The sequence below is a fragment of the Sphingopyxis granuli NBRC 100800 genome (assembly GCF_001591045.1).
Lineage (GTDB): Bacteria > Pseudomonadota > Alphaproteobacteria > Sphingomonadales > Sphingomonadaceae > Sphingopyxis > Sphingopyxis granuli.
In genome coordinates, this window is record NZ_BCUA01000003.1 from 21,935 (window position 1) to 35,139 (window position 13,205).

The following is a 13,205-nucleotide window of genomic DNA, read 5'->3' on the forward strand; positions in this document are numbered from 1 at the left end:
CTCATTCACCCATGCCCCGAATCTCCGACGATCTCCTCCTTACGCATCTCGAAGTCGCGCTGGCCGTTGCGCCGGAGCACACGCTCATCCGTCTCAATGCCGATGACCCACGCGCCCAGCGCAGCGCCAGGGTCGATCTTGCTCGCCATCTGGTCGAACGCATGCGCGGCCTCACCATCGAAGGCGACAGCCATGGCAGCCCAGGCGCGCAATCCTGTCTCTTTCCCGGCGATCTCTCGCCAATCGGATGACCTGGTCAGTGACGCTTAGTGCGTTGGCTTGTCAGAGGCGTTGGAGCTCAGCTGGACAATCCGCTCAGCGATAGCCTGCCATGTCCGAATGCCTGCTTCGTCGCCGGCAAGTGCAAGAGCACCAATCTGTTCGGCGACGTGCAAAGGTGCTTTGTCCCCATGGGTTTGCAGGACATGGTTGGCGCAGGCCCAGACTTCCCAGTCGCTGAGCATCAGCCTAGCGTGCTGACGAACGCGCCAACTGTCGCGTAGAGACCATAGGCGACGAAGCCGGCCGCAAGAAGGAATTCGATGCGAAGTTTAAATGCTGTCGGACGAGGCTGATCGGCCGGCCATATCTGTTCGCAGACAAACCCGTTGAACCCCGAACGCTCCCCGACCACTTCGACGCGAGAGCCGATAAACTTGCGTACCTGGCGAGTGTTGTCGAGTTCCCAAGTCCCGCCACCATCGGTTCGCAGCACCGGCCCGTTGGCCGCCCCCTCGACGATGCCGGTCAGATGCGTGGTGCTGTTCACCGGCAAGCCGGGCCTTTCCAGTAGCGATCCCAGCGCAGGACAGCGCCGGTCTTGATCATGGCGCATGAAAGATCTGCGCCTGACGGCAGGCGGCACCAGGCAGCGGTCCTGTTTCCGCCTGCGCCCCCCTCGGAGCGGCATGTCAGTCGCGGCCCCCTTACCACCACGTGACCGGTCGAGATCGTTCCGCGCGCGCCGCCCATCAGCTGTACCAGCGCATCGCGCGCCTCAATCGCCGAGGCAGCTGGGCAGGGCTGATTGGTCCGGCAGGTGCCGTCCATTTCCCGCGCAGCGATGCCGGCGATCCGAAGGTGAGGACCTTCCACACACCAGACTGGACCGTCACCATCCCAGACGTGGGTCGGTGTGCAGGTGAATGTCTGTCCGGAGGCGACGATAGAGGCGGCAAGCAAGGCGAGTATCATATGGCTCCCTTAGAGTGCTCGTCCGAACCAGAGAACCCGCCCGACGATATTGAGCGTCCGCTTCTCGAGACCGCGCCAGCTCGGATAGGCCGGGTTGTCGCTCAGAACTGAGGCGCGCTTGCCCTGCGGTTCGAGGGCAATCCGCTTGACGCTCAGCATGTCGTCCATCCGCAGGACATAGATCCCGTCTCTCAGGCGCGCCTGGCCGTCCCCGAGATCGACCATCACTTCGTCGCCATCATGAAGAGTGGGCTCCATGGAGTCGCCATGCACGGCGATGATCGACAGACTCGATGCCTTGCTCGCGGTCAGCCGGCGTAGCCACTTCTCGTCGAAGCCGAATTGCGCTGATTTGGCTTCCATTTCCGCGAGCGCGCCGTGGCCGGCTGATGCCTCGACATTGAGCAAAGGCACATGGACCAGATCGACGACCGGACCTGAACGACGGGCGGGGGCACCGAGAATTTTCTCATCGACCCCGAAAAATCGCGCCAGAACCGAGCGATCCTGCTCGTCCAGCTGCCGCGGGCTGCCGCGCCGGATGTACTGCTGGATGTAGGCGGCATTGCGCCCCAGCAGGCGCGAAACCGAGGAGTAATTCACCCCTCGTTGCTGGATCAATTCGTCCAGGGCTCTCCGTGCGTCGTCCATGACTGCCAGTCCTATCGCGGGCACCTAGGAAAATCGATCCTAGACTCTAGGAAGCCTTCCTAGTAAGAACATAACAAGAACGCAAGCGTAAAGCGAGTCTACGGCCATGGAGCTTCTGGAGCAGATCGAGGAATATCTGGCACAAACCCGGACGTCGCCGAGCACCTTCGGTCGGCACGTCGTGGCAGATCCTCGCTTCGTTCAGGACCTACGGGACGGGCGCAGGCCACGCCGAAAAACCTGTCAGAAAGTCTCGGCATTTCTGGCGAGTTCAGAGACAGTTAGCCGCGGGTAGGACGACTAAACATAACAGCGAGGACATTTCCGAATCTCGTTGCCTCGATATCAAGCATCCACTACGCTTACCCACACAGAAACTGGTTTAGCCCAGTTTCTTGGGGGATCGGGGCATGGACAGCGAATCGGGATTGCGGCGCGGAGTTGAGAGCCGCCTCGAATTCATCGAATTCAGGCTCTTCTGGGAGGGCCACGTCAACCGCAGTGACCTGATCGATGTTTTCGGCGTTTCGATCAATCAGGCATCGACGGATCTGAACAGATACCTCGGCCTAGCTGAAGCGAACATGGTCTACGACAAGAGCGCCAGGACTTACGTTCGTAGCTCGTCGTTCAACCCCGTATTCCACCAGCCCGACGCAGCCCAATATCTCTCCCAGCTCAGATCGCTCTCGGATGGAATCATTGCCGCCGACGACAGCTGGATCGGAGGCTTGCCGAGTTTCGCCTGTGCCCCGACTCCCGCCCGGGGCGTTTCGCCCAAAACTTTGAGGGCCATTGTAACGGCGATCAAGCGGCACGAGGCGATCGAGGTCTTCTACCAATCAATGTCATCCCCTGAGCCTGCTTGGCGTTGGATCGAACCTCATGCCTTGGTGTTTGACGGGTTCAGATGGCATGCTCGCGCACATTGCCCACGCAGCAGCGCTTTCAAGGACTTTGTTCTCTCGCGCATTACCGACACGCGCTCATCGCAGCCGGCAGATGCTAGGCCTTCTGGCGATAGCGAATGGGAAGAGCTGGTTGAGCTGCAAATCGCGCCTCATCCCGAGTTGAGTGCTGGTCAGCGCAAGGCGATCGAGCTCGACTATGGAATGGAAAGGGGCGTGACGACCATCCCGGTGCGGCGGGCACTCCTTTACTATGCCCTGAAGCGTTTGGGCCTCGACACCGACCCAGCTGCCAGGCCACCACAGGATCAGCAGATCGTCCTGCTAAATCGGGAGGCGATCCATGCAAATCATTGATAACAATTCCCATCTTTGGGGTGACGATCTCAAACGGGCCCTAACCAAGGGCTCGCGGGTGAAGATCGCCGCCTCCTGTTTCTCGATCTATGCCTTCGAGGCGCTCAAGTCCGAGCTCTCCAGGATTGACAGTCTAAAGTTCATTTTTACCGCGCCTACGTTCACTCCGAACGGTGCAACCGATCGGCTCACCAAGGAGCGACGGGAGTTCTTCATCCCGAAAGCTCAGCGAGAGAGCGGGCTTTATGGAACCGAATTTGAGATACAACTTCGTAACAAGCTGACGCAGCGTGCCGTTGCACGCGAATGCGCCGAGTGGATCCGCAAGAAGGCAAAGTTCCGGTCCAACGGGACAAAGGCGCCGATGCAGCAATTCATGCATGTGGGTGGCGCGGCTGATGCAGTGGCCTACATGCCCATCAGCGGATTCACAGCGGTCGACTTGGGTTACCAGAAGGGTGACGCAGTCTCGAATTTCGTAACGCGATTCGATGACCCGAGCCACGCGCAGATGTACCTGCAGCTGTTCGATCAGATCTGGTCGGACCCGGAGAAATTGCAGGACGTCACGGCCGCCATCTGTGACCATATCGAGTCCGTGTATCAAGAGAATGCGCCGGAGCGCATCTACTTCATGATGCTCTACAATATCTTCCGGGATTTCCTCGAGGAGGTCGATGAAGATGTCCTTCCGAACGACCTGACCGGCTACCGGGATAGCGTGGTCTGGAACAAGCTGTTCAATTATCAGAAGGATGCGGCGACCGGCATCATCAACAAGCTGGAGACCTACAACGGCTGCATTCTGGCCGACTCTGTGGGGCTCGGCAAAACCTTCACCGCGCTGGCAGTGATCAAATATTATGAGCTCCGGAACCGGTCAGTCCTGGTACTTTGCCCCAAGAAGCTCGCGGACAACTGGCGCAACTACAACACCAACCTGACCACCAACATCTTCGCCAGGGACCGGTTCAACTACGATGTCCTGTGCCACACCGATCTGTCCCGCACCTCCGGGGAATCCTTCGGCATCCCGTTGAACCGTGTAAACTGGGGCAATTACGACTTGGTCGTCATCGACGAATCCCACAACTTCCGGAACAATGACGTCTTCAAGGATCGGGAGACGCGCTACCAGAAGCTGATGAACAAGGTCATCCGCGCGGGCGTGAAGACCAAGGTCCTGATGCTCTCGGCAACGCCGGTGAACAACCGCTTCACCGATCTGCGCAACCAGCTCGCACTGGCCTACGAGGGGCAGTCCGAGGGGCTCAGCAAGAACCTCAAGACCGACACCAGCATTGAAGAGATCTTCCGACGGGCTCAGAAGGCCTTCAACGAATGGACATCGCTGCCTCCCGAGGAGCGGACGGCGGCGTCAATCCTCAAGACCTTGGATTTTGACTTCTTCGAACTGCTCGACTCCGTGACCATTGCCCGGTCCCGCAAGCACATCGAGACGTTCTACGACACGAAGGATATCGGCAAATTTCCGCAGCGTCGGAAGCCGCTGTCTTTCCATTGCCCGATTACGCAGCGCCCCAATGTGATGGGGCTGAACGATATCTTCACGCAGCTGTCGGTGCTCAAGCTCGCGGTCTATGCGCCCATCAGCTACATCCTTCCCAGCCGTCTGCGGAAGTACGAAGAAATCTACGACACGCAGGTCGAGGGCGGCCGCGGAAAACTGCGTCAGGCAGACCGGGAGCGCAGTCTCCAGGCGCTCATGACCACCAATCTTCTGAAGCGGCTCGAGAGTTCGGTCGCGGCATTCCGGCTGACGCTTCGGTCACTCGGCAGCAATATTTCCCGCACGCTGAACGCAATCGAAGAGTTTGAGCGAACTGGACGCGCTGGCAGCGTCAGCGACCATCTCGCGGAGATGAGCGCCTTTGATCCCGAAGACGATGATCTGGCCGGCCTCGATGAGTTCACCGTCGGCAAGAAGGTCCAGATCAGCCTTGGCGATATGGATTTGCCGTCGTGGAAGCATGACCTTGCTGCCGACCTTGTCCTGATCGACGACCTGATCGCGTCGATGGACAAGGTGACACCGGGGGATGATACGAAGCTCCAGCACCTACTTTCGCTTATCGGTCAGAAGATCGAAGCACCGCTGAATGCTGGCAACCGCAAAGTCCTGATCTTCACGGCCTTCGCCGATACCGCCAATTATCTCTACGACAATCTCGCGCCCTTCTCGCAGCAGCTGGGCCTGCACGTCGGCAAGGTCACCGGATCAGATGCACCGAAGAGCACCCTGAAAAAATCCTACGACTTCCAAGGTGTGCTGACGCTGTTTTCCCCCCGTTCAAAGTACAAGGCCATTGTTCTGCCTAATGAGCCGGGCGAGCTGGACATCCTGATCGGCACCGACTGCATCTCGGAAGGCCAGAACCTTCAAGACTGCGACTTCTTGGTGAATTACGACATCCATTGGAACCCGGTACGCATCATCCAGCGCTTCGGCCGTATCGACCGCATCGGCTCACCCAACAGCCAGATCCAGCTGGTCAACTATTGGCCGGACATCACGCTCGACGAGTACATCAACCTCAAAGAGCGCGTCGAAAACCGGATGGTGATCGCGGACGTCACGGCGACGGGCGACGACAATGTGCTGACCGCCAAGTCGAGCGACATTGCCTACCGCAAGGAACAGCTGAAACGGATGCAGGAAGAAGTCATCGAACTTGAGGACGTGAAGGCCGGCATTTCCATCACCGACCTCGGCCTGAATGACTTCCGCATGGACCTGCTCAACTACGTAAAGGAGCATGGTGACCTCGAGAGCGTGCCCTTCGGCATGCACGCCATCGTCCCTGCACAACCAGAGCTTGGATTGCATTCGGGCGTCATCTTCGCCTTGAAAAACATCCATGACAGCGTGAATGTGAACCAGCAGAACCGGCTCCACCCGTTCTACCTGGTCTATATCGGTGACGATGGCGAGATCGTCGCCGACCATACCGAGGTCAAACGGCTGCTCGATCTGATCCGCACCAGTTGTAAGGGGCAGGTAGAGCCGATCCGGGAGGTTTGCCGGGTCTTCAATGAGCGGACCGATGACGGGCGCCAGATGGGTCTCTATTCCGACCTGCTCTCCAGCGCGATCCGGTCCATGATCGAGGTGAAGGAAGAAAAGGACATCGACAGCCTGTTCAGCGGCGGGCGTACCACCGCGCTGACCCACACCATCAAGGGGCTGGACGACTTCGAGCTGATCGCGTTCCTGGTCATCGAGGGGGGATCATGATCCTCTACGAATGGCCTCGCGCTGCCGCTTTCGGACGCGTGATCCCCAAGAACAAGATCTACGAACATGCTGGCGCAAACACTGCGCTTAAGGACCTCTTTGTGCGCGAGGTTGATCAGATCGTCTGGTCGCACAAGTTGGCACCCGAGACAGTCAACCTGGCGGCAACGAAGTCAGTGGCCGAGGTTCAGGTCTTCCGCGTCACCGCCCGCACTCCGTCTCTGGACCACGAAGTGCTGCGTGCCATCGACAAGGCTATTCCCTTCCCGCTCATTTTTGAGGTGGTCCATGGTGGCCGCGTGAGGCTCGCCGCAGCCTACAAGCGGCCGAGCGAGGCCGATAAAACCCGTTGGGTGGTGAGCGACTATTTCCTAGGAGACTGGCTGCCCGAGGACGCACGCCGCACGCCGCTCCCAGTCGCGCTAAACATGCGCGCACTATACGAGCGCCTGCTCGAACCTTTGGTGACGGAACAAACCAATCGGCTGGTCCCAAGCATGGCCGAAGCGGTGAACACCGATCGCTCGACCGAAAAACTCGCCTCGATAGAAGAGCGCATAGCGCTCGCAGAGGCGATCAAGGTGCAGCTGCGTGAGGTCGAACGGATCAAAGCGCGGCTGGCGCGCGAAAAGCAATTCAACAAGCGTGTGGCGATCAATGCCGAGCTGCGCGCGGCCAAACAGGAATTTGAGCGGCTGACGGCGGGGACCGCAGACGCTGCTGTAGCGAACTATCAAGAGGAAGATCATGGATAAGCTGAAGATGCATAGCCCCGACCTGAGCCAGGACAACATCGCGAAGATCCGAGACCTGTTTCCCGGCTGCGTGACCGAGGCGCGCGACGAGTCGACGGGTGCGGTGCGTCTGGCTGTGGACTTCGATCAACTCCGTCAGGAGTTGAGCGACAACATCGTGGACGGGCCCCAGGAGCGATATCGGTTGGATTGGCCGGGGAAGCGGGAGGCGCTGGCACTTGCGAACGCGCCGATCGCCAAGACATTGCGGCCCGTTATCGCCGAAAGTGAAAATTTCGACGCCACGCAAAACCTATTCATTGAAGGCGACAATCTCGAAGTTCTGAAACTTCTACAAACAACCTACCTGGGAAAAATAAAGCTAATCTACATCGACCCGCCATACAACACGGGTAGCGACCTTATTTATGAAGACGATTTCTCAAAATGCGGCAGTGAATTTTTGATAAAGTCCAATCAGTCTGACGCCTATGGCAACAAGCTCGTCGCAAATTCTGAGTCCAATGGGCGATTTCATTCTGATTGGCTGTCCATGATGTATGCGCGCCTCAAAATTGCGCGCAATCTTCTGAGAGACGATGGTGCCATATTCATTTCAATAGCCAATGACGAATTCCACAATCTGAGAAAAATATGTGACGAGGTTTTTGGGGAAAATAACTTTGTCGAGTGTATAACTTGGAACAAACGGATCCCCAAGAATGATAAGGGCGTAGGCAACATTCACGATTTTATCTTGGTTTACGTTAAGAATGATGACGTTCGTCACGAATTTTACATGAGAAAAGATGGCTTAGAAGAGATAGACGATCTCCTCGCGTCACTCCGAAGAAGGCAGGTTCCCATCCCTGACGCTGAGAAGGAGGTAAAGAAACTGTATAGAAAGCAGGGATATGATAGGGGAATCACGCTTTATAATTCTCTAGACAAAGACTATCGCCTCTGGGGTAAAATAAATATGAGCTGGCCGAACGCTAATACGTTCGGACCCCGCTATGAGGTATTGCACCCTATTACCAGGGAGGCTGTAAAAATTCCGGATCGTGGCTGGCGATGGAAGGAAGATACATTCAACGCCGCTGCTCAGAGGGTAAACGGGCAATACGTGTCTGTCGAGGAGCTGCACGACGGATCGGTGCGCTGCGGAAAAATTTGGTTTTCTAAAGATAGCAATCAACAGCCAAGTTCAATTACCTATCTCGATGAGGTGAATCAGTTCCTTCTGCGATCGATTTTGTCGTTCAAAAGCGATGGTGGGATGGAGGTCGAGGGCCTATTCGGCGGGAAGAGCTATTTCTCTTACCCCAAGCCAACCAGCCTTATGCGAACCTTGCTTTCTTCAAAGACTGTTGAGGATGAGGATATTATCTTAGATTTCTTCGCCGGTTCATGCAGTACTGCTCATGCAGTTATGCAGATGTCTTCAGAGGACAAAATTCGTCGGCGTTTTATTATGGTTCAAATTCCGGAAGAAATTGATGCAAGCACTGAGGCTGCAAAGGCTGGTTTCAAATCGATCGCAGATATCGGTAAGGAGAGAATCCGTTTGAGTGCTAAAAAGGTTAGAAGCGAGTTCCCGCAAGCAGGCGATTTGGATTTCGGATTTCGCGTCCTTAAGCTGGATTCTTCGAACATGAAGGACGTCTATTACCGTCCCGACAAGCTGGAGCAGTCAGACCTGCTTGATATGGTCGACAATGTGAAGGATGACCGGACGTCCGAAGACCTTCTGTTTCAGGTTCTGGTCGACTGGGGCGTTGACCTGACGCTGCCGATCCGCCGCGAAACTGTACAAAACAAGACGGTATTCTTCGTCGATGACAATGTCCTTGCCGCCTGTTTTGATCGTGGTGTGACTGAGGAACTGGTGAAGGAACTGGCAAAGCGCGAACCTTTACGCGTCGTCTTCCGCGACAACGGCTTTGTCTCGGATGCTGTGAAGATCAACGTCGAGCAGATCTTCCGCCAGCTTTCGCCGTCTACCGACGTCAAAGTGATCTGAGGCTGCACCCATGAAGCTGAAGTTCAAGGTCCAGCCCTATCAGACCAATGCAGTTGAAGCGGTGGTCGATTGTTTCGCTGGTCAACCGAAGGTCGATGGTCTGACCTACCGCATCGACCCTGGCCAGAAGGCACAGGCAGCCGCTTTCGAGGAAGGGTTCAAGAACGCCGATTTCGCGCTGAGCGAGGCCCAGATTCTCGAGAACATCCAGGCGGTCCAACGCCGCCAGAACCTCCCTGTCGCGCAGCGGCTGGACGAGTTCATGGTGCTCGATCGAAACAATCAGCGCGTTGCCGCGCCGGCAGCCTATCGCCGCGACGCGCTGGCCGCGACCCGCATTCACCTCGACGTCGAGATGGAAACTGGCACCGGCAAGACCTATTGCTACATCAAGACCATTTTCGAGATAAACAAGCGGTACGGCTGGTCGAAGTTCATCATCATGGTGCCGTCGATCGCCATCCGCGAAGGCGTTTACAAGTCCCTGCAGATTACCGCCGATCACTTCACGGAAAGCTACGGCAAGAAGGCGCGGTTCTTCATCTATAACTCCAAGCGCCTGCACGAGCTGGAAAGTTTTTCCTCCGATGCCGGTATCAACATCATGGTGATCAACATCCAGGCGTTCGCCGCGCGCGGGGCTGACAACCGGCGCATCTATGAAGAGCTGGACGACTTCCAGTCACGCAAACCCATCGACGTCATCGCGTCCAACCGGCCTATCCTGATCCTGGACGAACCACAGAAGATGGAAGGTGCGGCAACCATGGAGGCGTTGCCGAACTTCAAGCCACTGATGGTCCTGCGCTACTCCGCAACGCACAAGACCCAGCATTGCCGCATTCACCGGCTAGATGCACTGGACGCTTACAACCAGAAGCTGGTGAAGAAGATCGCCGTGCGCGGCATCCAGACCCGAGGCCTCGCAGGCACAAATGCGTACCTCTATCTCGAAGGCATCGACATCTCGAAAAAGGCCCCGGTTGCCCGGATCGAGCTCGAGGTGAAGCTGAAGTCTGGTGAAATCAAGCGCCAGATTCGGCGATTGGAATTCCGCGACGACCTGTTCGTCGAGTCAGGCGATCTGGATCAGTATCGCGGCTTCACGATCAGTCAGATCGATTACAACACCGACACGGTCGAGTTCACAAACGGCATTGTCCTGAATGCAGGCGAAGCCAACGGTGATGTGTCTGAGCGTGATATCCGCCGCATCCAGGTCCGCGAGACGATCAAGGCCCACCTCGACAAGGAGAAGCAGCTGTTCGCGCAGGGGATCAAAGTCCTGTCACTTTTCTTCATTGACGAGGTGGTGAAGTACCGGGACTACGACCAAGCCGATGAGAAGGGCGAATATGCCCGGGTCTTCGAGGAAGAGTACGAGTTGCTGAAGGCTGAGTACCTGTCGGAGCTCGCGATCGATAACAAGGCGTATCGGAAGTACCTTGCCGGCATCGACCCAGCCAAGACACACAACGGCTATTTCTCGATCGACAAGAAGACGAACCGCCTGAAGGATCCAGCTGTTGGGGCCCGCTCGGTCGATTCTGACGACGTGGACGCCTACGACCTGATCCTGAAGGACAAGGAGCGCCTGCTTTCGTTCGCCGAACCCACCCGTTTCATTTTTTCGCACTCAGCGCTGCGCGAGGGGTGGGACAACCCGAACGTCTTCGTCATGTGCATGCTGAAGCACAGTGACAACACCATTTCGCGCCGTCAGGAGGTCGGTCGAGGACTACGGCTGAGCGTTGACCAGCATGGCGACCGTATGGATCACCCAGCGGTGGTGCACGATATCAACGTGCTGACCGTGGTCGCGAGCGAGAGCTACAAGGACTTCGTGACAGGCCTTCAGAGGGAAATTGCCGAGACCCTCTCATCGCGTCCGCGTGAGGCAACCGAAGCTTACTTCACGGGCAAGACGATCACCACCGAGCAAGGTCCGGTTGAGGTGACCGGCTCGATGGCGAAGCAAATCTATCGGTATCTGGTGAAGAACGACTACACCGACGATGCGGATCAGATTGCAGGCACTTACCATGAAGCAAAGGCTGCCGGTGCAATGGCGGAACTGCCCGACGAGCTAAAACCCTATGCGGATCAGGTGTTCCAGCTGATCGACAGCGTGTTCAGCGACGCGCAGTTGCCCAAGGTGGGTGATGGCCGTAAGCCCAAGACCAATCCGCTCAATGCGAACTTCGATAAGAAGGAATTCCAGGAACTGTGGGCGCGGATCAATCGCAAGGCGGTGTACCGTGTCGAGTTCGATTCTGCGGAACTGGTCAGGAAGTGCGTCAGTGCACTGAACAGCCAGCTGCGCGTTACGCCGCTGCAATACACGATTCAGGAAGGCAAACAGAACGACGACCTGACCGACGACAAGCTTCGCACCGGCGATGGCTTCACGGTTACGGCCACGACTACCGAACAGGGAGGTTCCATCCACTCGTTTGTGAAATATGACCTTGTCGGAAAGGTCGCCGAAAGCACACAGCTGACGCGAGATACGGCTGCAACCATCCTTGGCCAGACCGAGCCTGCGGTATTCGGGCAGTTCAAAATGAACCCTGAACACTTCATTTCCGAGGCGTCGCGGATCATCGCCGAGCAGAAGGCTGCCATGGTCATCGAGCGCTTGGCCTACGACGAAGTCGATGAGCGTTACGACGTCGACATATTCACTGCCAACCAGACCGGCCAGGACTTCTCACGCGCCTCGGCGAAGCTCAAAAACCATGTCTATGACTACGCAATCACGGACTCGGATGTCGAAAGAGAATTCGTCAAAGAGCTGGACACGAGCACCGAGGTCGTCGTGTACGCCAAACTGCCACGGGGTTTCCTAATCCCGACCCCGGTCGGAGACTATAACCCGGACTGGGCGATTTCGTTCAAGGCTGGCAGCGTGCGGCACATCTATTTCGTGGCTGAAACGAAGGGGACGATGTCCTCGATGAAACTGCGCGAGATCGAGAAAACAAAAATTGAGTGCGCCCGGAAATTCTTCGATGAAATCAATGGGCAGATCACCGAGGATCGTGTCAGATATGACGTCGTTACGGACTATGGAAAGCTGATGGAGGTGGTCGGTCAAGGTGCTTCTGTGACGGACGATCGCGCATAATGAGACCTCGCTCCATCAACATATTTCTGCTCGATGGCGACCCGGACGGTATCCGCGTTGCTCAGATCTCGATGTCGACAATCCAGGCTATCGCGTTTCGAAAACTGCAGATGAAACAGGTGCGAGCCACATTCCCCGAACTGGCTCGACCGGGGGTGTACCTGCTGCTGGGCTTCGATGAAGCGCAACCTGATCGGCTGATGGCTTATATCGGGGAGTCCGAAGGCGTGGCCAATCGGCTGCAGTATCATGCCGGGAACGACAAAGGCTTGGATAGCAAGCCGTTCTGGACTGAGACCATTGTCCTAGTCAGCAAGGACGAGAACCTCACCAAGTCCCATGCCCGCTATGTCGAAGCCAGGCTGATCGCGGACGCGGGGCTGAACCCACGTTGGACGCTTCTCAATTCCCAGAAAGCAAGCGAGGTCGGCAAGCTACCGCTGCCGGACCGGGCAGCCATGGAAGAGTTCATCGACCAGACAAAGACGCTGGTTGGTGCTCTCGGCTGTGATCTGTTCAAGGTCGTCTCGGGCGACTTGACCAATGGTAACAAATTGGAAATCCCGGCGTCGCCATCCGCTTCAAATGTTATTTTCGCGTATCGTGGACAAGGCTTTGCTGCTCAAATGTCGATCACTGCCAGCAGCGAGTTCGTTGTGAAGAAGGGATCTATTGCCCGGATAAAAACTACGAATACAATTCCCAAGGGGACTGCCTCCTTACGTTCCGACCTACTCGCTAAGGGCATTCTGGTCGAACAGAACGACGGCCTCCTCTTCACATCAGACTATATTTTTGCATCTGTGTCGGCCGCTGCTGCCACTGTGACCGGTGCTGCAGCTAACGGCCGAATTCTATGGCGGCTGTCGGATGGTAGGACGTACGCTGAGTGGGAGGAGGCTGAAAATAGCAGTCCTGCGGGTGATCCCGAACCAAAGTTCTAAGTTGCCAAAGT

11 protein-coding genes are annotated in these 13,205 nt (G+C 56.8%); 6 read left to right on the top strand and 5 right to left on the bottom strand.

Translation table 11 applies throughout. From position 1 onward, the window contains the following. Window positions 1-5 precede the first annotated feature (5 nt). The 5 genes from SGR02S_RS19815 to SGR02S_RS01555 form a co-directional block, all read right to left on the bottom strand. Window positions 6-194, bottom strand: coding sequence for a hypothetical protein (locus tag SGR02S_RS19815; protein ID WP_067105263.1), 189 nt, complete (start codon window positions 192-194; stop codon window positions 6-8). A 72-nt stretch (window positions 195-266) separates the two neighbouring features. Further along, window positions 267-464, bottom strand: coding sequence for a DUF6961 family protein (locus SGR02S_RS01545; protein WP_067105264.1), 198 nt, complete (start codon window positions 462-464; stop codon window positions 267-269). Then, entirely contained in the window at window positions 464-769 is a 306-nt protein-coding gene (locus SGR02S_RS01550; protein ID WP_067105313.1) for a DUF5818 domain-containing protein, read from the bottom strand. The genes SGR02S_RS01545 and SGR02S_RS01550 overlap by 1 nt, the downstream gene beginning before the upstream one ends. Further along, complete coding sequence (locus SGR02S_RS20350; RefSeq protein WP_218000086.1) at window positions 766-1,191, bottom strand: thermonuclease family protein; 426 nt, start codon at window positions 1,189-1,191, stop codon at window positions 766-768. The genes SGR02S_RS01550 and SGR02S_RS20350 overlap by 4 nt, the downstream gene beginning before the upstream one ends. A gap of 12 nt (window positions 1,192-1,203) precedes the next feature. Then, window positions 1,204-1,845, bottom strand: coding sequence for a S24 family peptidase (locus tag SGR02S_RS01555; protein ID WP_067105265.1), 642 nt, complete (start codon window positions 1,843-1,845; stop codon window positions 1,204-1,206). Between the two features lie 410 nt (window positions 1,846-2,255). Between SGR02S_RS01555 and SGR02S_RS01560 the strand changes: the two genes are divergently transcribed. The 6 genes from SGR02S_RS01560 to SGR02S_RS01585 are packed head-to-tail and all read left to right on the top strand — an operon-like array spanning window position 2,256 to window position 13,194. Then, the gene (locus SGR02S_RS01560) at window positions 2,256-3,110 is read left to right on the top strand and encodes a BrxR family helix-turn-helix transcriptional regulator (RefSeq protein WP_067105266.1); all 855 of its coding nucleotides are present in this window, start codon (window positions 2,256-2,258) and stop codon (window positions 3,108-3,110) included. After that, window positions 3,097-6,366, top strand: a complete 3,270-nt coding sequence (locus tag SGR02S_RS01565) for a helicase-related protein (protein ID WP_067105267.1) — start codon at window positions 3,097-3,099, stop codon at window positions 6,364-6,366. Before SGR02S_RS01560 ends, SGR02S_RS01565 begins: the two co-directional genes overlap by 14 nt. Then, window positions 6,363-7,121 carry a DUF4391 domain-containing protein gene (locus tag SGR02S_RS01570; protein WP_067105268.1) on the top strand — a complete coding sequence of 253 codons (759 nt, stop codon included), beginning with the start codon at window positions 6,363-6,365 and terminating at the stop codon, window positions 7,119-7,121. The genes SGR02S_RS01565 and SGR02S_RS01570 overlap by 4 nt, the downstream gene beginning before the upstream one ends. Continuing rightward, window positions 7,114-9,123, top strand: coding sequence for a site-specific DNA-methyltransferase (locus tag SGR02S_RS01575; RefSeq protein WP_067105269.1), 2,010 nt, complete (start codon window positions 7,114-7,116; stop codon window positions 9,121-9,123). The genes SGR02S_RS01570 and SGR02S_RS01575 overlap by 8 nt, the downstream gene beginning before the upstream one ends. Before the next feature lie 10 nt (window positions 9,124-9,133). Further along, window positions 9,134-12,250: a type III restriction-modification system endonuclease gene (locus tag SGR02S_RS01580; RefSeq protein WP_067105270.1), complete on the top strand. Its 3,117-nt coding sequence runs from the start codon at window positions 9,134-9,136 to the stop codon at window positions 12,248-12,250. Then, entirely contained in the window at window positions 12,250-13,194 is a 945-nt protein-coding gene (locus SGR02S_RS01585) for a GIY-YIG nuclease family protein (RefSeq protein ID WP_067105271.1), read from the top strand. Before SGR02S_RS01580 ends, SGR02S_RS01585 begins: the two co-directional genes overlap by 1 nt. The last annotated feature ends 11 nt before the right edge of the window (window positions 13,195-13,205 follow it).

Excerpts from the sequence above, each read along its gene's own strand:
- SGR02S_RS01555 (WP_067105265.1), bottom strand. The coding sequence starts at position 1,845 with ATGGACGACGCACGGAGAGCCCTGGACGAATTGATCCAGCAACGAGGG.
- SGR02S_RS01545 (WP_067105264.1), bottom strand. The coding sequence starts at position 464 with ATGCTCAGCGACTGGGAAGTCTGGGCCTGCGCCAACCATGTCCTGCAA.
- SGR02S_RS01570 (WP_067105268.1), top strand. The coding sequence starts at position 6,363 with ATGATCCTCTACGAATGGCCTCGCGCTGCCGCTTTCGGACGCGTGATC.
- SGR02S_RS01560 (WP_067105266.1), top strand. The coding sequence starts at position 2,256 with ATGGACAGCGAATCGGGATTGCGGCGCGGAGTTGAGAGCCGCCTCGAA.
- SGR02S_RS01580 (WP_067105270.1), top strand. The coding sequence starts at position 9,134 with ATGAAGCTGAAGTTCAAGGTCCAGCCCTATCAGACCAATGCAGTTGAA.
- SGR02S_RS01575 (WP_067105269.1), top strand. The coding sequence starts at position 7,114 with ATGGATAAGCTGAAGATGCATAGCCCCGACCTGAGCCAGGACAACATC.
- SGR02S_RS01565 (WP_067105267.1), top strand. The coding sequence starts at position 3,097 with ATGCAAATCATTGATAACAATTCCCATCTTTGGGGTGACGATCTCAAA.
- SGR02S_RS01585 (WP_067105271.1), top strand. The coding sequence starts at position 12,250 with ATGAGACCTCGCTCCATCAACATATTTCTGCTCGATGGCGACCCGGAC.
- SGR02S_RS19815 (WP_067105263.1), bottom strand. The coding sequence starts at position 194 with ATGGCTGTCGCCTTCGATGGTGAGGCCGCGCATGCGTTCGACCAGATG.